The 19,303-nt window shown below is 70.4% G+C and carries 17 protein-coding genes; 5 read left to right on the top strand and 12 right to left on the bottom strand.

Annotated elements, in window-relative coordinates; genetic code table 11:
- Positions 1-12 precede the first annotated feature (12 nt).
- A complete protein-coding gene (locus tag AB0G28_RS05430; RefSeq protein WP_361083224.1) occupies positions 13-423 on the top strand; it encodes a DUF3151 domain-containing protein in 411 nt (136 codons plus the stop codon).
- 71 nt (positions 424-494) lie between these two features.
- Here AB0G28_RS05430 and AB0G28_RS05425 read toward each other — a convergent pair whose 3' ends face one another.
- The gene (locus AB0G28_RS05425; RefSeq protein WP_361083222.1) at positions 495-1,718 is read right to left on the bottom strand and encodes an alpha/beta fold hydrolase; all 1,224 of its coding nucleotides are present in this window, start codon (positions 1,716-1,718) and stop codon (positions 495-497) included.
- A gap of 88 nt (positions 1,719-1,806) precedes the next feature.
- Here AB0G28_RS05425 and AB0G28_RS05420 point away from each other — a divergent pair, with 88 nt between their 5' ends.
- A complete protein-coding gene (locus AB0G28_RS05420; protein WP_361083220.1) occupies positions 1,807-2,451 on the top strand; it encodes a TetR/AcrR family transcriptional regulator in 645 nt (214 codons plus the stop codon).
- A 4-nt stretch (positions 2,452-2,455) separates the two neighbouring features.
- On the opposite strand, the gene AB0G28_RS05415 is transcribed toward AB0G28_RS05420, so the two are convergent.
- The 3 genes from AB0G28_RS05415 to AB0G28_RS05405 form a co-directional block, all read right to left on the bottom strand.
- On the bottom strand, positions 2,456-3,619 hold the full coding sequence (locus tag AB0G28_RS05415) for a GGDEF domain-containing protein (protein WP_361084104.1): 1,164 nt from the start codon (positions 3,617-3,619) through the stop codon (positions 2,456-2,458).
- Positions 3,620-3,941: 322 nt separating this feature from the next.
- Positions 3,942-5,201 (bottom strand): MFS transporter, encoded by a 1,260-nt coding sequence (locus AB0G28_RS05410; RefSeq protein WP_361083219.1) that lies wholly within the window; start codon positions 5,199-5,201, stop codon positions 3,942-3,944.
- 296 nt (positions 5,202-5,497) lie between these two features.
- Positions 5,498-5,794, bottom strand: a complete 297-nt coding sequence (locus tag AB0G28_RS05405; protein ID WP_361083217.1) for a hypothetical protein — start codon at positions 5,792-5,794, stop codon at positions 5,498-5,500.
- Between the two features lie 265 nt (positions 5,795-6,059).
- Between AB0G28_RS05405 and AB0G28_RS05400 the strand changes: the two genes are divergently transcribed.
- A complete protein-coding gene (locus AB0G28_RS05400; protein WP_361083215.1) occupies positions 6,060-7,940 on the top strand; it encodes an FAD/NAD(P)-binding protein in 1,881 nt (626 codons plus the stop codon).
- Here AB0G28_RS05400 and AB0G28_RS05395 read toward each other — a convergent pair.
- The 3 genes from AB0G28_RS05395 to AB0G28_RS05385 all read right to left on the bottom strand — a co-directional run bounded on the left by AB0G28_RS05395 (position 7,924) and on the right by AB0G28_RS05385 (position 10,422).
- Positions 7,924-9,030 (bottom strand): glycosyltransferase, encoded by a 1,107-nt coding sequence (locus AB0G28_RS05395; protein ID WP_361083213.1) that lies wholly within the window; start codon positions 9,028-9,030, stop codon positions 7,924-7,926. The two genes, AB0G28_RS05400 and AB0G28_RS05395, sit on opposite strands and share 17 nt — an antisense overlap.
- A gap of 18 nt (positions 9,031-9,048) precedes the next feature.
- Positions 9,049-9,687 carry an HNH endonuclease family protein gene (locus AB0G28_RS05390; protein WP_361083211.1) on the bottom strand — a complete coding sequence of 213 codons (639 nt, stop codon included), beginning with the start codon at positions 9,685-9,687 and terminating at the stop codon, positions 9,049-9,051.
- 90 nt (positions 9,688-9,777) lie between these two features.
- Positions 9,778-10,422: a hypothetical protein gene (locus AB0G28_RS05385; protein WP_361084101.1), complete on the bottom strand. Its 645-nt coding sequence runs from the start codon at positions 10,420-10,422 to the stop codon at positions 9,778-9,780.
- A gap of 112 nt (positions 10,423-10,534) precedes the next feature.
- Between AB0G28_RS05385 and AB0G28_RS05380 the strand changes: the two genes are divergently transcribed.
- Positions 10,535-11,821: an adenylosuccinate synthase gene (locus tag AB0G28_RS05380; RefSeq protein WP_013230806.1), complete on the top strand. Its 1,287-nt coding sequence runs from the start codon at positions 10,535-10,537 to the stop codon at positions 11,819-11,821.
- Here the strand turns inward: AB0G28_RS05380 and AB0G28_RS05375 are convergent.
- Complete coding sequence (locus AB0G28_RS05375; RefSeq protein ID WP_361083209.1) at positions 11,818-12,315, bottom strand: OsmC family protein; 498 nt, start codon at positions 12,313-12,315, stop codon at positions 11,818-11,820. The two genes, AB0G28_RS05380 and AB0G28_RS05375, sit on opposite strands and share 4 nt — an antisense overlap.
- Before the next feature lie 107 nt (positions 12,316-12,422).
- Positions 12,423-14,057 (bottom strand): Na+/H+ antiporter, encoded by a 1,635-nt coding sequence (locus tag AB0G28_RS05370; RefSeq protein ID WP_361083207.1) that lies wholly within the window; start codon positions 14,055-14,057, stop codon positions 12,423-12,425.
- A 147-nt stretch (positions 14,058-14,204) separates the two neighbouring features.
- On the opposite strand from AB0G28_RS05370, the gene AB0G28_RS05365 reads away from it, so the two are divergent.
- Positions 14,205-15,479, top strand: a complete 1,275-nt coding sequence (locus AB0G28_RS05365; RefSeq protein WP_361083205.1) for an aromatic acid/H+ symport family MFS transporter — start codon at positions 14,205-14,207, stop codon at positions 15,477-15,479.
- On the opposite strand, the gene AB0G28_RS05360 is transcribed toward AB0G28_RS05365, so the two are convergent.
- The 3 genes from AB0G28_RS05360 to AB0G28_RS05350 form a co-directional block, all read right to left on the bottom strand.
- Positions 15,406-16,950 carry an amino acid permease gene (locus tag AB0G28_RS05360; protein ID WP_361083203.1) on the bottom strand — a complete coding sequence of 515 codons (1,545 nt, stop codon included), beginning with the start codon at positions 16,948-16,950 and terminating at the stop codon, positions 15,406-15,408. The genes AB0G28_RS05365 and AB0G28_RS05360 overlap by 74 nt on opposite strands.
- Positions 16,951-17,020: 70 nt before the next feature.
- Complete coding sequence (locus AB0G28_RS05355; protein WP_361083201.1) at positions 17,021-17,941, bottom strand: serine hydrolase domain-containing protein; 921 nt, start codon at positions 17,939-17,941, stop codon at positions 17,021-17,023.
- A 41-nt stretch (positions 17,942-17,982) separates the two neighbouring features.
- The gene (locus AB0G28_RS05350; protein WP_361083199.1) at positions 17,983-19,134 is read right to left on the bottom strand and encodes a glycerophosphodiester phosphodiesterase; all 1,152 of its coding nucleotides are present in this window, start codon (positions 19,132-19,134) and stop codon (positions 17,983-17,985) included.
- Between the last annotated feature and the right edge of the window lie 169 nt (positions 19,135-19,303).

The following is a 19,303-nucleotide window of genomic DNA, read 5'->3' as shown; positions in this document are numbered from 1 at the left end:
GACAATGGCGGCATGACGCACAACCTGCTCGGCCCCGAGCCGACGCTGCTGCCCGAGCACACCGCCGCCCAGGCCGCGCTCGACGCCGGGAACGACCCGGCCACCGTCGCCGCCGAACACCCCTACTACAGCGAGGCGTGGGCCTCGCTGGCCGAGAAGGCCCTGGACGCGGGCGAGACCGTCGCCGCGTACGCGTACGCGCGCACCGGCTACCACCGGGGTCTCGACCAGCTGCGCCGCGCCGGCTGGAAGGGCTTCGGCCCGGTGCCGTGGTCGCACCGCCCCAACCAGGGGTTCCTGCGCGCCCTCGCCGTCCTGGGCAAGGCCGCCGGGAAGATCGGCGAGACCGAGGAGCACGAGCGCTGCCGCACGTTCCTCGCGGACTCCGACCCCGCCGCGTCCGAGGCCACCGGCCTGAAGTGACCCACAAGCCGTGAAGGCCTCCTTACCGGTCATAAGAGCCGGGAAGGAGGCCTTCACGGACTTCGCAGGGGTCAGAACCAGCCGCAGTTGACCGGCGCCGGCTGGCCGGCGAAGCGGCCCTCGAGCCAGGCGAACGCCTCCGGGAACGCGCGCACCGCGGCGAGCACGTGCGTCGGGATCAGCGTCGTGCTGAACTGCACCTTCACGCCCTTGCCGCACCACGTCCGGCCCAGGTCGCGGTCCTGCGCGTAGGGCACGATGTCGTCGAGCGCGCTGTGCACGATCAGCACCGGCACCGACGGCTTCAGCGACCCGATCTTCTGCTCGGCCACCCGCGACCGGTACGGCTCCTCACCGAGGAACCCCGTCACCGGCCGCCCGTCGGCGGTCAGCGTCTCCGAGTGCGTGAACGCGTGCGCGGCGATCGCCTCCACCGTGCACTCCGTCCGGACCTGCTCGAACAGCTGCTTGCCGCGGGCGTTGAGCAGTGCCGGGATGTTCAGCTCCGGGTACGCGTAGTTCATGCTGACCATCGCGAACGCCAGGAACCCGAACGCGTAGTGGCCGTCGAGGTTCTTGGCCACCTCGGCGAGGTCCGCCGGCACCGCGCCGGCGTAGGCGCCCTTGAGGTTCAGCTCGGGCGCGTAGCTCGGCTGCAGCTCCACCGCCGCGGCCGACGCGCCGCCGCCCTGGGAGTAGCCCGCGATCGCGACCGGGCCGTCGTCCGGCAGTCCCGCCTCGGGCAGCCGCTGCGCCGCGCGGATCGCGTCGAGCACCGCGTGCGCCTCTGCCGCGCGGTTGACGTAGGTGTGGTCGCCCGGCGTGCCGAGCCCTTCGTAGTCGGTGACGACCACGCCGTAGCCCCTGGTCAGCAGCCCGGCGATGAACGGGCCTTCGTACTCGAAGCCCGCGGCAAGCGCTTTCGACGGCGCGCAGTCGTCGCCCTCGCCCTGGGTGCCGACGGCGTAGGAGACGATCGGGCGCGCGCCGGCGCCGTTCCACGCCGACCGCGGGGTCAGCACGGTGCCGGTGACGGCGATCGGCGAGCCGTGCGTGTCGGTGCTGCGGTACATGATCCGCTGCACGTTCGCGTCGGCCTTGATCAGCTGGATCGGATCGATGTAGAACGTCGACGCCTCGTGCCGGATGACGTCGCCGTTGCTTCCGGCGGGAAGGGGGGACGGCGGATCGTAGAAGGACGCGGCCGAGGCCGATGGCGGGCCGAGCGTCGCCAATGCCAGAACGGAAATCGTGGCGACGGCCGCGGACAGGGCGCGGCGAGGGAAGATACGCATGCTTGCTCCTCGTTGAGCAGGGCGGGTGCGCGGGGAACACCTTTTCAGACAGAGGTGTCGGAAAAAGAATCACGTGAGGTGGAGCACTATGTCAAGCCCGGCCCCGCGCGGGCGGCCGCGCAAGCTGCCGGTCGGGGAGCAGCGCGCCCGGGTGCTGCAGGCGACGGCGAGGGTCGTCGCGCAGCACGGGATGCAGGGCGCGACGATCGAGCAGATCGCGCGCGAAGCCGGCGTTTCGCGGCAGGCGGTCTACGAGCAGTTCGGCGACCGCGCGACCCTGTTCGCCGAGGTCGTGGCCACTACGGAGGAAAGCGCCTTCGCCGCCATCGCGAGCCCGGCGGTGGCCGACACGCAGCCCGGTCTGCGGGCCTGGGCGCGGGCCAACTACGCCAACATGGTCACCTTCGTCGCCGACAGCCCGGAGGCCTACGGCGTACTCCGGGCGGCCGAGCGCGCGGGCGACCCCGCTCTCACCCGGTTGAGGGAGAGATTGGCGGTCGTCTACGCCGACGCCGCCCGCAAGCGGTGGGCCGCGCACGGCATCGACTCCGGCCGCGCGGACCGCGCGCTCGTCACGCTCTTCTTCGCGATGACCGAGTCACTGGTCCAGGCGACCTGGGACGGTGATCCGCCGGACCAGGACGCCCTGATCGACCTGCTCACCGAGTTCACCGTCGGCGGGGTCGCCCGCCTCCAGACGAAGGCGAGCGACGTCATCGACCGGCTGCGGTAGGCCGCTAAGCCGCGGCCAAGGCCACTGCGGCGGACCCCACCACCCGGTTGCGGCCGCCGTGCTTGGCCGCGTACACGGCCGCGTCGGCGGACGCCATCACCTCCTCGACCGACGACCCGTCGATCGGGTAGGCGGCGACGCCGATGGACGCCGTCTGGCGCTCGATGTCGACGGCGGCGCCTTCGTTGGTCTTGGTGCTGATGATCAGCTCGCTGACCCGTTGCCGGATCCGCTCCGCAGTCACGATCGCGTCCTCTTTGGACGTCGCGGGCAGCAGGGCGACGAACTCCTCGCCGCCGAACCGGCCGACCAGGTCGTGCGCCCGGGTCTCCTGCTTGACCACGGCGGCGACCGCCTTGAGCACGTCGTCCCCCGCGAGGTGCCCGTAGGTGTCGTTGATCCGCTTGAAGTGGTCGAGGTCGATCATCAGGGCGCCGAAGCTGCCGTTCTCCCGCTGGGCGCGCGAGATCTCGCGCTGCGCGCCGTCCTGCCAGGTGGTGGCGTTGAGCAGCTGGGTCTTCTGGTCGGTGGTGGCGAGCTCCTCGAGCCGCTTGATCAGCACGGACCGCTGCAGCACGTACAGCGGCAGGATGACCAGCACCGACAGCAGCGGCTCGGTGGTCAGGACCATGACGAGCAGGCCGCCGACGCACAGGGTGGCCAGCTCCAGCAGGTTGTCGTCCATGTTGCCGAGGCAGCCTTCGGCGGTCGCCTTCTCCGGGGCGGCCAGGTACAGGCCGAGGCCGGTGAGCGCGGTGTTGGCGGTGAAGAACGCGGTGGCGGCGAGCGCGACGGCCACCATCCCGTGCCCGCTGAAGAAGTCCGCGACGAGGCCGGCGGCGAAGCCGGAGAGGATCATCGTGGTCGCGTTGGCCGCCACGCGGTGTGCTTCACCCGGACGGGTGCCAGACCAGCTACGGAACGCGAGGTAGACGTAGAGCACTGTGCCCAGGACGGCCACCAGCTGCGGCGGCACGAGCAGCCCGGCGGGCAGCAGCCAGACCGACGTCATGTTGATGTGCGGGCCGTTGCTCAGGATCCGGCGCTGGCGTTCGATGCGCCTGCTGACCTCGGTCTGGGTCACCGCCAGGGCGGTGAGCAGCGCGAACGTCCCCAGGTTCGCGAGCGTGACCGGGATGGTGAGCGTGGCGGCCGCGGTCCAGGCCAGCATGACGGCGATCGCGCTGAGCGTGACGGCGACCCAGGCCCGCGGCCGGGTCCACAGTGCCCAGTCGGCAACCCCAAGAACCGAGCCTTGTCCAGACCGTTCCCCCGATGTGACCATTTTTCCCCCAGACCCTTGCGCCGGTGATCGGTGACAATCTACTCACGGACAGTTTCAGATCGTTTGCGTGCTGTCCACAAGGGCTTTCGGTGTGTACTTTTTGGTTGACACCGGAACGAGAGGTGGCCAGCGATGCGCGGCAAAGATCAGTGACCGCACAGCGCACCGCAAGGTCGCGCAGGGTCGGGCCCACGCGCGGAGCATGTCAAGCATGTTCGGCGCGTGCGGCTTCTTTGTCACCCGATCGTTGAGGCTGGTCGGACAGCGTCCGGGCCCACATCGCGGCCAGCGGCAGGGTGAGCAGGATCCCCGCGACGCCGAAGATCCCGACCGTCCCGTGTGGCGTGAGCTGGTCGGCGAGCACGCCCCCGATCAGCGGGCTGATGCCCATCATCGTGGTGAGCCCGGTGTTGGACAGGCCCATCACCTGCGCGCGCTGCTCGTCGGGCACGGCCAGGGTCAGTGACGCGGTCGCCTGCAGCAGGCAGATCGTCCCGAAGCCGCCCGAGACGATGAAGAGCACGATCGACGAGACCGGGCCGGGGTTCAGGAAGCACAGCACCAGCGGGACCGCGCACAGCGCCGACAGCGGGCCGATCAGCTTCGGCCGCAGTCGCGCGGGCACCCAGCGCGTGTAGGCGAAGGTCGCGATGACGCTGCCGATCGGGTCGGCCGCCAGCAGCAGGCCGATCGCTTCGGGGCCGCCGCCCGACGCCGAGACGTACGGCGCGGCGATGCCCTCGTAGACCGGCAGGAGCCCCATCAGCCAGGTGAAGAGCACCAGGGCCCGCAACGGCGAGCTCGCGAACGCCGTCCGGCCACCGCCGCCGAGCGTCGCGAAGAAGGACTTCCGCTGCTCGCCGCTCGCTGCGGCCGGCCGCGCGCGGACACCGAAGCGGACAAAGAGGGCGGAGAGCACGAACGTGGCCGCGTCGACGACCAGCGCCACGTGCGGGTCGAGGGCGATGAGCAGCGCGCCGCCGCCGGCGAAGCCGAGGAGCTGGGCACTCTGCACGGTCATGCTCCGGATGCCCATGCCGACGACGAACCGGTCGCCCTCGAGCACCTGGGGCAGCAGCGCGAGCTGGGACGCCTTGAACGGCGGGTTGACCAGGGAGACCCCGCCGACCAGCACGCACATCAGCCAGAACGGGATGCCCGGCAGGGCGACCAGCAGGATCAGCGCGGCCCGCAGCAGGTCGACGAGCACCATCACGCTGCGGCGGGGGAAGCGATCGGCGAAACCGGTCAGGAAGATGCCGCCCAGCAGCGACGGCGCATACGTCAGGGCGTAGGTCAGGCCGGTGAGCGTCGCCGAGTTCGTCCCGGTGAACACGAGGATGGACAGCGCGACCCTGGCCAGCTGGTCGCCGGCGATCGACAGCAGTTCCCCGAACCACAGTGCCCGGAACTCGGCGACTCCGAACACCTCGCGGAACGTGACCCGGTCCGGCGGTGCTGCCATGCGTTTCTCCCGAACTGTCTGTGCAGACCGTGACTGTCTCGTGACTGCTGGTGACCAGACGAGCCAGCCAGTCATGAAACAGTTACGGTACGTGAGTCCCCCGATCAGTGTCCCGTGACGGTTGGTAAATATCTAGGTTCTTTCGCTGGTATCCAAAGTGTCACGGAACTTTCCCGAACGGGTGAGACCATAGCCCGCAGTGTCTGATCGGTCGCTCAGGAGTCACTAATCGATCATTCCGTACCGACTGGTCTCCAGACCAGGGGCAAAAGTAGCCACCTCGCGCGCGAGGTGGCTCAGCTCTTGCCGCGGGAGCGCTCGATGACCTCGATCGAGGCGCGGACCTGCTCGAAAGTGGGCGGGACCGCCCGGTTGAACACGACGGTCAGGGACCGGCGCGGGATGACCACGAACTCGACGTCGACCCCCGCCGCCTCCGCGGCGGCCTCGACGACCTCCTGCCAGTGCTCGGGGTCGATCCCGTCCGGATCCGCCCATTCGTGGGCGAAGATCGCCCAGTTCCCCCGGAGGAGGGTGCCGACCACGTCCTGCGCGGTGTGGACCCGGTGCGGCGAACCGATCTCATCGGCCACGTCTTCGCTTGCGAGACAGCACAGCTGGGGCCCGGGCGCCGCGGTGGACGAGGGACAAAACCGCTCCTTTCGCCGATGTGCCCGGGGGATTCGGAGCCGCGGGCGGAGGCGATTGGTGGCGCGCGAAAGTTGGGCCGTCCGGATGACATGAACGACTCGTTCAGGTCGTCGGAGGTCATGAACGAGTCGTTCAGGACCTCGCGGCCGCGGTTCCGCAGTGTGGGACGCGGCTTTCCCGCCGGAATCCGGGCGTAGCTTCGGGTTCGTGGCCGACCATCCGCCGTTCACCCTCGCCGTCGTGGGCGCCGGACCCCGCGGGGTCGGCGTCCTCGAGCGGCTCGGCGCGAACGCCGCGGAGCTGCTCGGAAGCCGCCGGCTCGAAGTGCACCTGATCGACCCGTTCCCGCCCGGGCCCGGGCGGGTGTGGCGCTACGACCAGTCGCCGCTGCTGCGGATGAACTCCATGCCCGAGGACGTCACGATGTTCACCGACGACTCGGTGAAGATGGCCGGCCCGGTGCGGCCGGGGCCGTCCCTGCTGGAGTGGGCGCGCGAGGTGCGGGACGGCGGGCTCGACGCCGACGTGCCGCCCGACGTCGTCGCCGAGCTGACCGCGCTCGACCCCTTCGACTTCCCCACCCGGCGGCTGCAGAGCGCCTACCTGCGGTGGGTGTACCAGGCCGTCGTCGAGGGCCTGGCCGAAGGCATCGACGTCGTCGAGCACGCGGCCCGGGCGGTCGGGGTCGACGGGTACGACGTCAGCCTGTCCGACGGCTCGACGGTGTCCGCGGACGCCGTCCTGTTCACCGTGGGGCACCTCGACGCCGAGCCGGACGAGCGGGAGCGCGAGCTGGTGTCGTCCGCCGCGCGTCACGGGCTGTCGTACTACCCGGCCGGCTACACCGCCGACGTCGACTACTCCGGTATCGAGCCGGGGGAGACCGTGCTGGTCCGCGGGTTCGGGCTGGCCTTCGTGGACCTGATGCTGCTGCTGACCGAGGGCCGTGGCGGCCGGTTCGAGGACCTCCCGTGCGGCGGTCTCCGCTACCACCCGAGCGGCGCCGAGCCGCTGCTGCACGTCGGCTCGCGGCGCGGGGTGCCCTACCACGCGAAGATCGGCTACCGGCTGCGCGGGAAACCGTTGCGGCTGCCCAGGTTCTTCGACGCCTACGCCATCGACGCGCTGGCCGGCGACGCCCTCGACTTCCGCGCGGACGTCTGGCCGCTGGTCGCGAAGGAGCTGGCCTGGGGCTACTACAGCGAGCTGTTCACCGGGCACCCCGACCGGGTGCGCCTGGACTTCGCCGTGTTCGCCGACGCTTTCGCCGACCTGGACTGGGATTCGCCGGGCATGCGCGACCTCGTCGCGCGGGCGGTGCCCGCCGAGGCCGACCGGCTCGACCTCGACCGGCTGGACCGGCCGATGGCGGACCGCGAGTTCGGCTCGGCGGAGGAGTACGGCAAGGAACTGCGCGAGTACGTCGAAGCGGACCTCGCGCGGCGGGCGGACCAGGAGTTCAGCGCCGACCTGGGCGCCTTCATGGCGTTGCTGTCGGTGTATTCCCAGCTGCCCACGCTGGTCCACAAAGGACGATTGACGGCCGCATCCCAAGTGTCCGATGTGGATGGCTGGTTCCACGGGTTCTTCTCGTACTACGCCAGCGGGCCGCCGCCACGCCGGCTGGAGGAACTGCTGGCCCTGCAGGAGGCTGGGCTGGTTTCCTTCGCGGGCGCGGAAATGCGGGTGGCGGTGGAACGCGGCGTCTTCGTGGCGTCCAGTGCGAGCCACCCGGAGAGCGTCGAGGCCCGAACGCTCATCGAAGCGCGGCTGCCCGGCCCGAGCGTGACCCGCGCGGCCGACGGCCTGCTCCGCGGGCTGCGTGACGCGGGTGAACTGGCCGAAGAGACCGTCGCGGACCCGGTCACCGGCGCGCGACTGCCGTCGGGCCGCATCCACACGCGCGTCTCGGACTCGCGCCTGCTCGACGGCACCGGACGTCCGCACCCGCACCGTTTCGCGGTGGGACCGCACACGAGCGCCCGCTCGGCGGCGGCGTTCTCCCGGCCGCGGACGAACGCGCCGTCCTTCCGCCAGAACGACGCCGTGGCGCGGGAAATCCTGGCGCTGGTCAACCCGCCCAGCTGACCAGTTCGGCCAGAACCTGCTCCGGTGGCGGCATTTCGGCGATCTCGGCCGCGATGGCGCGGGCGATCTCCCAGGCCGCCGGGTCGGCCGTCAGTTCGCGGGCTGCCGTCTCGATCGCGTCGATGCGGACCGCGTCACCTACCAGGGCCTTCGCCGTGCCGAGCGCCGAGAGGGTCTCGGCGTTGGCGAACTGGTCGGCGCCCTGCGGCAGGATCAGCTGGGGCAGGCCGGCGGCGAGCGTGGCGAGCACCGTCCCCGAGCCGCCGTGGTGCACCACCAGGCCCGCGTGCTTCAGCACCTCCGCCTGCGGCACGAAGTTCGCCACCCGCACCCGATCCGGCAGCTCGCCCAGCGCGGCGGGGTCGCCGGGACCCACCGCCACCAGCACGTCCACGTCCAGGCGGGACAGCGCGCGGATCGCCCCGCGCAGCATCTGCGTCGCGCCGAAGACGACCGTGCCGAAAGTGAGGTAGACGAAGCCGTCGGCCGGGAGCGGCGGCAGCGGAACCTCGGGGTCGTACGGCGTCGGGCGCATCCGGAACACCTTCGGCACGGCCGCCGTGCCCGGGTCGCGGACGCGGTCGGGCCAGACGTCGACGCAGGCGTCACCGAACAAGGCGTCCGCGGGCAGGGTTCCCCAGAGCGGCCGCAGCCGTTCGGTCGCGACGGCCAGGACCTCCGGCGGCATCGACCGGCCGATGACGACCGAGACGGCGGGAAGGCCGGCCCGGCGGGCCGCGATCCCGGCGCCGACGTCGCTCTGCTCGTAGACCACGAGATCGGGCCGCACCGCGGGGAGCAGCGGCGTCAGGTCGTCGAGGGTCGCCCGTGGCAGCAGGTCGGCGAACATCGTGACGCCGACGTCGAGGAAGCCGGCGTCCTCGCCGTGCCGGCGCTTGGCTTCGGCCTCCGCGTCGCTGATCGAGACGCCCACGCGGTGGGCTTCGAAGCCGAGTTCACGCACCTTCGGCACGAACGCTTCACCGGTCCCGAAGACGACGTCGTGCCCGGCCGCGCGCGCCGCGTTCGCCAAGGGCAGCAGGGGAAAGAGGTGGCCGTACGCCGGGCGGCACGTGAAGAGGATCCGCACCGCCCGAGCGTACCGGCGTCAGCAGCGGTTGAGCATGTCCGTCAGGGCGGTCTTCTCGGCGGAGTTGATCGTCAGCTTGAACTTGTACTTCACCGCGACCCACATCTTCGCGTAGGTGCACCAGTAGCTCACGAGCGGCGGCTTCCAGGCGTCGGGCGACTTGTCGCCCTTCTCCTGGTTGACGTTGTCCGTCACGGCGATCAGCTGCGGGTCGGTCAGGTCGTTCGCGTACGCCTGGCGCTGCGCGGTCGTCCACGACGACGCGCCGGTGCGCCACGCGTCGGCCAGCGGCACGACGTGGTCGATGTCCACATCGGACGCCGCGGTCCAGGTCGCGCCGTCGTACGGGCTGACCCACTTGCCGGACGTCGCGGCGCAGCTGGAGTTCGTCACCACGTTCGTGCCGTCGCGCTTGAGCACCACTTCGCGGGTGTTGCAGCTGTTGCCCTGGTCGATCCAGTGCGGGAACTTGTCGCGGCTGTAGCCGGTCTGCGAGCCGTCGGCCTTGACGGTCAGGGCCGCGAGCTCGGACTTCGCCGTGGTGGCCGACGGGATTCCCGGCGGGGTCGCTTCCGCGACACCGGCCAGGGTTCCGGACAGCACCGCGGTGACCGCGAGAACAGTGAACGAATGACGAACAGCACGCCTGGTTGGCATCTTGCTGCCTCCGGGTCAGAAGTGGGGACAGCTAACCTTGAGGCACGTGCGTGGCGCGTACAACACGTATAGGTGACGTGTTGCTGTCCGTCAAACGGCGCCCCGGACCAAGCGCAGGTCTTCGGTGTGCCGGTACCAGGTCCACTTGTTCACCGCGCGCTCGTGGACGACGTCGTCGCTCACCGGCCGGGTCGGGATGCAGCCGATCTGGAACGCCCGCGAGTACAGCGTCGTCGGCCGCTTGAAGATCGTGCCCTTGACGACGCGGACGGCCAGGCCCGGGCCGCCCGGGTCCGGCGTCACCTCGATCGACGAGGCCGGCCCCCGCAGCGCCACCTGCTCGTCGGCGTAGGCGACGCCGCGGACGAGCCGCAGCTGCCCGCGTCCGACGAGCACGCCGCCGACGTCGTCGCGGATCAGCGGCACCGGGTCGACTTCGCCGCGCAGGGCGAGCGCGAGAGCACGCAGCGGCGTCTTCGGCAGCCCCCAGAGCTCCCCGACGACCGAGTCCGGCGACGACGGCACGAACCCGACCGACACGCCCGAGATCGCGTCCTTCCGGAGCAGCCGCAGCACGACCGCGGCGAGGTCGGCGTCCGTGCCCGAGACGACCAGGTGATCGTGTTCGCCCAGCAAGGGGTCGATTTCCGCCTTGCCGGGACGGCTCGGCACGCGGACCGACTCGACGTCGTCGACCTCCTCGAAGCCGGCCGCGTCCTCGCCACAAGCCACCACTATTCCGCGCACCCGCGGGTCCTCCGTTACGCTCATGCACCGGCATTTAGCAGCGCCACCGGTGTCCGTCCGGGACACTAAACCTCACGTCCTCGAACACCTGGAGTGTCACATGCCGGCCATCGTGCTCATCGGTGCCCAATGGGGAGACGAAGGCAAGGGCAAGGCCACCGACCTGATGGGTGACCGCGTCCAGTGGGTCGTCCGCTACCAGGGCGGCAACAACGCCGGCCACACGGTCGTCCTGCCGAACGGCGAGAACTTCGCCCTGCACCTCATCCCGTCCGGCATCCTGACGCCGGGCGTGACCAACGTCATCGGCAACGGCGTGGTGGTGGACCCCGGCGTGCTGCTCGAAGAGCTCTCCGGCCTCGAAGCGCGGGACGTCGACACGTCCAAGCTGCTGATCTCGGCCGACGCGCACCTGATCATGCCGTACCACGTGGCCATCGACAAAGTCACCGAGCGGTACCTCGGCAGCCGCAAGATCGGCACCACCGGCCGCGGCATCGGGCCGTGCTACCAGGACAAGATCGCCCGCGTCGGCGTCCGCGTGCAGGACCTGCTCGACGAGAAGATCTTCCGCCAGAAGGTCGAAGCCGCGCTGGAGTTCAAGAACCAGGTGCTGGTGAAGGTCTACAACCGCAAGGCACTGGACGCCGACCAGGTCGCCGACGAGGTGCTGGCCGCGGGCGAGAAGTTCGCGCACCGCATCGCCGACACGCGGCTGCAGCTCAACCAGGCCCTCGAGCGCGGCGAAACCGTGCTGCTGGAGGGTTCGCAGGGCACGCTGCTCGACGTCGACCACGGCACGTACCCGTTCGTGACGTCGTCGAACCCGACGTCCGGCGGGGCGAGCGCCGGCTCGGGCATCGGGCCGGGCCGCATCACGACGGTGCTCGGCATCCTCAAGGCCTACACCACGCGCGTCGGCTCCGGCCCGTTCCCGACCGAGCTGCACGACGAGTCCGGCGAGTACCTGCGCAAGCAGGGCGGCGAGTTCGGCGTCACGACCGGCCGGTCGCGGCGCACCGGCTGGTTCGACGCGGTGATCGCGCGGTACGCGGTGCGCGTCAACGGCATCACCGACTACTTCCTCACGAAGCTGGACGTGTTGTCCGGCCTGGAGAAGGTTCCGGTGTGCGTCGGCTACGAAGTCGACGGATTCCGCACGCAGGACATGCCGATGACGCAGACCGACGTGCACCACGCGATCCCGATCTACGAAGAGCACCCGGGCTGGTTCGAGGACATCTCGGCGTGCCGCACGTTCGAGGAGCTCCCGGCGAACGCCCGCGCGTACGTCGAGCGCCTGGAAGAGCTGTCGGGCGCCCGGATTTCCGCGATCGGCGTCGGCCCGGGCCGGGAGCAGACGATCGTCCGGCACGAATTCGTCTAGGTCAGCTTGGTCGACACCGGCGTCTCGTTGCGGAACAGGTCGAGCACCGGGCAGTGCTCGTCGACCTCGCGCCTGAGGTCTTCGTAGCGCTCCCGGCTCGCCGGTCCTTCGAGTTCGACGGACACCCGGACGTCCCCGAAACCGGGGCGGGTGTTGAAGGAGAAGCCGAAGAAGCCGTGGAGGTCGAGGTCGCCGTCGACGGTGACCTTGATCGAGTCGATCGGGATGCCGCGCTTCGCCGCCCAGAACTGGTAGGTGATCACCTGGCAGGAGCCGAGGGCGGCGAGCGCGAGCTCGACGGGGTTGGCGGCGTGGTCGGTCCCGCCGAGCGCCGGCGGCTCGTCGACGGTGAACTCGTGGCCTCGCACCTTGACCGCGACTTCGGTCCTGGTGCCGGGCTTGAGGGCGTTGCCGACGCTGAAGGAAACGGCGGCGTTGTGCGGGTCGGCGTCGACGGCCTTGCGGGTGCCTTCGATGACGTCGGTCAGCGACATGGGCTCTCCTGAAGATCGGATTTGCTTCAGGGTGAGCGATTTCACGCACCGCCGCTGGGGTTCTCATGCGCTGGGAGCGCGGGTGCCCGCGATGCGGAAGCGCTTGCTCAACCCAGGCGGTTCGTGAGAGTGGCCGACACCGACAGCTCCTCCAGATCCAGCTCCCGCAGCACCTTCCGCAGGACCTCGTCGTCGAGCCGGCCCGCGCGGTTCTCCTCGATCATCGCCTTGCGCTGGGTGACCAGCAGTTCGCGCCGGGCCTTCGCGAACTGCGCCTGCGGGCTGCCGGACTGTTCTTCGCCGGACAACGTGATCGCCGCCTTGGCGAACCGGTACCGCATGTCGATCAGCCGTTCCAGCCGCTCCTTGAGCCGGGTGACCCGCTCGGGCGGCAGGTCCAGCGAAACGAGCCGTTCGCGGCCGATCTCACGCAGCCGTTCGTGCGCGGCCTTCTTCGCGACTTCGCGCGCGGCGAGTTCCTCCGCTTCGTCGCGCGACGCCTCCGAAGGGTCCTCGACCTTCAGCGCCCGGATCAGCGGCGGCAGCGTCAGGCCTTGGATCAGCACCGTGCCGACGGCGACCGCGAACGCGAACAGCTGGATTTCCGCGCGGCCCGGGGTGTCCGCCGGGACACCGGCCGCGGCGGCGAGCGTGACGACACCGCGCATGCCGGTCCACGACACGACGGCCAGAGTCCGCCACGACGGTGCCGCGGGGCCGCGGCCGAAGAGCCGCATCGCGCGCGGGAGGTAGGCCGAGACGAACACCGCCGGGATCCGCACCAGCATCGTCACGCCGAGCACGGCCGCCGCGACCAGCGCGAGTGTCCCGTTGTCGCGGGCCGCGTGCTGCACGCCGTCGAGCACGAACGGCAGCTGCAGCCCCATGAGCGCGAACACCAGCGCCTCCAGGAGGACGTCGATGGACGCCCACACGGACCTGTCCTGCATGCGCGTCGCGGGAGACGCGTGGATCTGGCGGTGGCCGAGGAAGAGGCCCGCCGCGACCACGGCGAGCACTCCCGACCCGCTGAAGTCGTCGCTGAACGGGTGCAGGTGCTCAGCGGTGACGTACGCGGCGAAGGGCACGATGATCCCGAACGCCGACTCCATCAGCGGGTCGTCGAGCTGCCGCCGGATCAGCACCACGACGCCGCCGATCGCCAGGCCGACCGCGATGCCGAGCACCGTCGCCACCCCGAACACCGCGAACCCGTGCCCGGCCGAGCCCGCGGTGCCCGCGACGGCGGCGAGCGCGACCTTGTAGAGCGTCAGCGCGGCGGCGTCGTTGACCAGGCTTTCGCCGGTCAGTACGGCCATCACCCGCCGCGGCAGGCCGAGCTTGCGCCCGATCGCCACCGCCGTCACCGCGTCCGGCGGCGCGACGACGGCGCCGAGGACGAGCGCCGACGCGAAAGGCACGTCCGGCAGCAGGAGGTGCACGACGACGGCGACGACCACCGCGGTCACGGCGACCAGCACGACGCCGAGGGCGACGATCGGGCGCAGGTTCGTCTTGAAGTGCGTCAACGAGCTCTCGAGCGACGTCGAGTAGAGCAACGGCGGCAGCACGACGGTGAGGATCAGCTCCGGCTCCAGCGCCAGCCTCGGGATGCCGGGGATCAGCGCGACCCCGAGCGCGACGACCACCACCAGCAGCGGCGCGGACAGGTTGTGGCGCCGGGCGAGAGCGGTGAGGGCCAGCGAGCCCGCGAGCACGCCCATCAACGTCAGAATTTCCACCCGGGCGATCTTTCCGCAGGTCGCGCGGCCCTGCTCGGCTTCCGGCGAGTGGAAGTGCGATGGAAACTGTCGGGGGTGGTGTGCATACTCGTTCGCAATACGCACACGTGTGCGGAAGACGTGCACCGACGCACCTCGGAGGTTCCCATGTCCCCTGGCACCCGATCCTGGGTCGTGCCCCTGGCCTGGACAGCCGTCCTGCTGGACGGGTTCGACCTGGTCGTGCTCGGCACCGTGCTGCCCGTGCTGCTCCGCGGCCACGTCTGGGGCCTGACGCCCGCCACGGCCTCGGTCGTGTCGACCGTCGGGCTCGCCGGGATGATGCTGGGCGGCCTGGCGATCGGCACGGTCACCGACGTCATCGGCCGCCGGAAGTCGCTGATCATCTCGGTGACGCTGTTCTCGCTGTGCACGCTGCTATGCGCGTTCGCGCCGTCGACGTTCGTCTTCGGCCTGCTGCGGTTCGTCGCCGGCCTCGGCCTCGGCGGCTGCCTGCCGACGGCGATCACGCTGGTCACGGAGTACGCGCGGCACGGCAAGTCGGGCAGCGCGACGACCACGGTGATGACCGGCTACCACGTCGGCGCGGTGCTGACCGCGCTGCTGGGCATCGTCCTGATCTCGCCGCTGGGCTGGCGCGCGATGTTCGTGGCCGGCGCGCTCCCGGCCGTCGTGCTGGTCCCGCTGATGCTGAAGTACCTGCCGGAGTCCGAGACGTTCCAGCGGGTCCGCGAGACCGAGCGGTCGGCCGGGCACGCCGTCGCCGGCCTGTTCCGCGGCGGCCTGCTGCGCGCGACGATCGCGTTCTGGGTGACGTCGTTCATGGGCCTGCTGCTGGTCTACGGGCTCAACACGTGGCTGCCGGAGATCATGCGCCAGGCCGGTTATCCGCTGGGGGCCGCGTTGAGCCTGCTGCTGACGCTCAACGTCGGCGGCATCGTGGGCCTGCTCGTCGCGGGCCGCGTCGCCGACCGCGTCGGCATCCGCCCGTCGGCGATCGCCTGGTTCTGCGCGGGCGCGCTGTTCCTGGCGCTGATGAGCGTGAAGCTGACCGCCGTGGGGCTGTACGCGGTGGTGTTCCTGACCGGGTGCTTCGTGTTCAGCGCGCAGGTGCTGGTGTACGCCTACATCGGCCGGATCTACCCGGACGCGATCCGCGCGACCGGCCTCGGCTGGTCGGCGGGCATCGGCCGGATCGGCGCGATCTCCGGCCCGATCCTCGGCGGCGCGCTGCTGACGGCGGGAATCGCGTACCCGTGGGGTTTCTACGCGTTCGCCGGCGTCGGCGCGCTGGGCGCGGCGGCCGTGACGGTCGTCCGTCCCGGCCACCGCAGCCCGGCGCAGGAAGTCAGCCCAGCTCCTTCAGTTCCTGTTCCACCGCGGCCAGTTCCGCCTCGGAACCCTGGACCTTCGGCCCCTTGAACCACTTCCGGGCCGAGGCCACCCACCACAACCCCGCGCCACCGAGGACCACGAGGAAGGCGATCGGCGTGTAGTTGAAGGAATCCACCGTCACCGGCGACACCTGCGGGAGCATGAACAGGAAGAAGATCAGCACGACCCACACCGTCGCGACGATGCCGACCGGCTTGCCCCAGCGGCCGAGCGACCACGGACCCGCTTCGAAGGCGTCGCCGAGCCGCACCCGCAGGAACACCGGGATCACGTAGGCCACATACAGCCCGACGACGGCGATCGACGTCACCGCCGCGTAGGCCGTCGCGCTCCACAGGTACGGCAGGGCCAGCAGCAGCGCGCCGCCCGCGGCGAGCCACACGGCGTTGGTCGGCGTCTGCGTGCGCTTGTTGATCCGGTGCCAGAAGTTCGACCCCGGGATCGCGCCGTCACGCGCGAACGCGTAGATCATCCGCGAGTTCGCCGTCACCGACGCCATGCCGCAGAACAGCTGGGCGCCGATGCAGATCAGCAGCAGGAACTTGCCGGTGACAGCGCCGGTGGCGTCGATGAAGATCTGCGCGGGCGGCACCCCGGTGGCGGAGTTGACCGCGCCGTCGTAGTCCTGGATCGCGAACGTCAGGCCGATCAGCAGGATCCAGCCCGCGACCAGTGAGACCACGATCGACGTCACGATGCCGCGCGGGCCGGCCTTGGCCGCGTTCTTCGTCTCCTCGGTCATGTGCGCCGAAGCGTCGTACCCGGTCAACGTGTACTGCGCGACCAGCAGCCCGAGCGCGAAGACGTAGATCGACGATCCCCAGCCGGTCTGGTTGACGAAGCTGCCGAAGACGAAGGACGCGTCCTGGTGCTTGGCCGGCACGAAGATCAGCACGCCGACGATCACCAGCACGCCGAGCACGTGCCACCACACGCTGACGTTGTTGAGGATCGCGACCAGCCGCACGCCGAAGGTGTTCAGCAGGCCGTGCACGACCAGGATGACCGCCAGCAGCAGGATCGTGTGCCCGGCCGTCGCCTCGAAGCCGAACTGCAGGTCGAGGAACGCGTTGAGGAACAGGGCCGCGCCGAAGTCGATGCCCGCGGTGACCGCGATCTGCCCGATCAGGTTGAACCAGCCGGTGAACCACGACCACGCGGGGCCGGACCGGCCCGGCGCCAGCTTCGCGGCCCAGTAGTAGAGCCCGCCGGCGGTCGGGTAGCTGGAGCAGACCTCGGCCATGCCGAGCCCGACCAGCACGACGAACACGCCGACCAGCGGCCAGCCCCAGATCATCGTGGCCGGTCCGCCGGTCTGCATGCCGAACTTGTAGAGCGTGAGGCAGCCGGACAGGATCGAGATGATCGTGAAGGAGACGGCGAAGTTCGAGAACGCCGACATCGTCCGTTTGAGCTCTTGCGCGTACCCCAGCTGGTGCAGGCGGGCGCTGTCGTCGTCGGTGTGGTCGGGGGTGGTCTGCTGGTCGGAAACGTCCATCGAGCACCTCTTGAAAGGTATGCGGCCAGACCATTGAATTCGCCGAAAGTAGCCCGGGTGCTCGAAGGTGTCAAGACTCCGTGAAGAACTCGTCCAGCTGCCGCAGGAGCGGCCCGCCACCTCGGTGGTCGTTCGAGATCAGCGTCGCGGTGACACCGGAGGACGGCTGGTGGGTGCTCCGGAACGTGACACCGGGGTCGCCGCCCTCCAGCCGGACGACGCCGGGCCGCGGCAGCCAGAAGCCGAGCCCGTAGCGGTCCGTGTGTGGGGTGAGCATCCGGTCCACCCACTCCCGCGGCACGATCCGGCCGGCCAGGAACGCGGGCCAGAACTTCCGGAAGTCCGGTGCGGAGCTGTAGATGCCGCCGTCGCCGTGGCCTACCGCCGGCAGGCTGAACACGTTGGTGCGGCCGTCTTCCAGGTAGCCGGTGGCCGTCCGGCCGGGCAAGGCGTCCGAGCGGAGGAACGCGGTGTCCGGCATGCCCGCGGGCTCGGTCACGCGGGTCCGGACGAGGTCGGTGAAAGGTATGCCCGCGACCCGTTCGGCGATCAGGCCGAGGACGACGAACGCACCGTTGTTGTACCGGAACTCCGTGCCGGGCGGGGTTCGCTGCGGAAAGCCGCCGAGCGCCGCGAGGTAGTCGGCCGACGTGGCGAGGGACGGGGTCGGCGGCGGGTCGGCTTCCTCGTCGTAGTAGTCGCCGATGCCGGAGGTGTGCGTCAGCAGGTGCTGGACGGTGACGCGGTCGTCGATCAGCGGCAGGTCGTCGCCGAGGACTTCGCGGGCGGTCGTCTCCAGCTTCAGCCGTCCCTCGGCGACCAGGCCGACGACGACGAGCGCGGTCAGCCCCTTGGTGCCGCTGGCGATCGCGAACCGCGTGTCGAGGGTGTTCGCCACGTCGTGGGCGCGGTGCGCGTACCCGGACGCCTGGGCGAGCAGCGTCTCGTCACCGCGGCTGACCAGCACGACGCCGGAAAAGGGCGCTTCCATGGACACAGCGTCCCCGGAAGCGCCCTGCCCGGCAAAGCTATTTACCGGCCCAGGAAGGCGTGCAGCGACTCCAGCGCGGTGTCCGGCTGGTCGGCGAAGAAGCCGTCGACGCCGGCCTTGAAGAACGCCGCTTCCTCGGTGAAGACGTCGCCGTAGGCGTCCGGCTCGGCCGAGGAGCGCAGGTTGGCGGGCAGGAACGGGTTCTCGTTCCGGAACGTGTACGGCTGCACCTTCAGGCCCGCCTTGTGAGCGTCCGCGACGAGCGCGGTCGGCGTGCCCAGGTTGTCGTTCTTGTCCCGCGGGATGATCTGCGCCTTGTCCGGCCCGAGGTACTTCGCGTACTTCGCGACCTCACGCAGGCCCTGCGGCGTCACGAGGTCCGCGTACGTCCGCTTGTCGCCGTTCGCGACGAAGTCCGCCGGGGCGCCCGTCGCCGACGTCAGCTGCAGCAGTGGCGTCCGGAGCTGCTTGTGCAGCGCGATCAGGTTCGACACCTCGAACGACTGGATGATCGCCGGCGCGTCCGGCCGGTCGAGGCCGTTGCGCTTGAGGATCGCCACCAGCTTCGGCTCGGTCGGGTTGCCGATGGACTGGAAGAACGTCGAGTGCTTGACCTCGGGGTAGGTGCCCAGCGTCCGGTGCAGCTCGCGGCCGAGCCGCCTGGTCAGGTCGAGGACCTCCTGGTAGGAGGCGATCTGGTACCTGCCGTTGTACAGCGTGTTGTGCGGCCGGTTCTGCGGGATCCGCTCGACCGCGCGGAGCGTCTTCAGCTCGGCCAGCGTGAAGTCCTGGGTGAACCAGCCGGTCGTCGGGACGCCGTCGATGACCAGCGTCTTCTTGCGCGAAGCGAACTCGGGGTGCTTGGCGACGTCGGTGGTGCCGCCGATCTCCGGTTCGTGCCGGGCGACGAGCCGGCCGTCCTTCGTCGGCACGAGGTCGACGTCGACCCAGTCGACGCCCATCCGGTAGGCGAGCTCGTACGAGGCGAGGGTGTGCTCCGGCCGGTACCCGGGCGCGCCGCGGTGTCCGATGATCACCGGGTCATCGTGGCCCCGTCCGTGCGCGGCCGCACCGGCGGACCCCCCGCTTTGGTCGGACGCCGCAGCAGCACTGGCCGACCCGACCGCGACTCCGGTGACGCTCAGCAACGCCAGTCCGGCCAAGGCGAGTACGCCGACACGTTTCCGCTTCATCTGGTGACCTCTTTTCCCAGGGTGTCCCTGATCTACCCGCGTCACCCTCGATGTCGCAAGCGTCCGAAGTACGTATCCGGGTGGACGCCGCGGTAAACGGCGCGTGGACTCCTCTTCCCCGGGGTGCCCGGGGACGGCGAAATGTCCGCCGGGAACGCGGGCCGATACG

The sequence above is a fragment of the Amycolatopsis sp. NPDC021455 genome, from assembly GCF_040640995.1.
GTDB lineage: Bacteria > Actinomycetota > Actinomycetes > Mycobacteriales > Pseudonocardiaceae > Amycolatopsis.
The sequence above is the reverse complement of the archived record's forward strand: the minus strand, read 5'-3'. Positions and strand labels throughout refer to the sequence as shown.

What these genes read in the sequence shown, in the direction of transcription:
- AB0G28_RS05380 (WP_013230806.1), top strand. Translation starts at nt 10,535, where the DNA reads ATGCCGGCCATCGTGCTCATCGGTGCCCAATGGGGAGACGAAGGCAAG.
- AB0G28_RS05375 (WP_361083209.1), bottom strand. Translation starts at nt 12,315, where the DNA reads ATGTCGCTGACCGACGTCATCGAAGGCACCCGCAAGGCCGTCGACGCC.
- AB0G28_RS05390 (WP_361083211.1), bottom strand. Translation starts at nt 9,687, where the DNA reads ATGCCAACCAGGCGTGCTGTTCGTCATTCGTTCACTGTTCTCGCGGTC.
- AB0G28_RS05355 (WP_361083201.1), bottom strand. Translation starts at nt 17,941, where the DNA reads ATGGAAGCGCCCTTTTCCGGCGTCGTGCTGGTCAGCCGCGGTGACGAG.
- AB0G28_RS05425 (WP_361083222.1), bottom strand. Translation starts at nt 1,718, where the DNA reads ATGCGTATCTTCCCTCGCCGCGCCCTGTCCGCGGCCGTCGCCACGATT.
- AB0G28_RS05420 (WP_361083220.1), top strand. Translation starts at nt 1,807, where the DNA reads ATGTCAAGCCCGGCCCCGCGCGGGCGGCCGCGCAAGCTGCCGGTCGGG.
- AB0G28_RS05365 (WP_361083205.1), top strand. Translation starts at nt 14,205, where the DNA reads ATGTCCCCTGGCACCCGATCCTGGGTCGTGCCCCTGGCCTGGACAGCC.
- AB0G28_RS05430 (WP_361083224.1), top strand. Translation starts at nt 13, where the DNA reads ATGACGCACAACCTGCTCGGCCCCGAGCCGACGCTGCTGCCCGAGCAC.
- AB0G28_RS05350 (WP_361083199.1), bottom strand. Translation starts at nt 19,134, where the DNA reads ATGAAGCGGAAACGTGTCGGCGTACTCGCCTTGGCCGGACTGGCGTTG.
- AB0G28_RS05360 (WP_361083203.1), bottom strand. Translation starts at nt 16,950, where the DNA reads ATGGACGTTTCCGACCAGCAGACCACCCCCGACCACACCGACGACGAC.
- AB0G28_RS05410 (WP_361083219.1), bottom strand. Translation starts at nt 5,201, where the DNA reads ATGGCAGCACCGCCGGACCGGGTCACGTTCCGCGAGGTGTTCGGAGTC.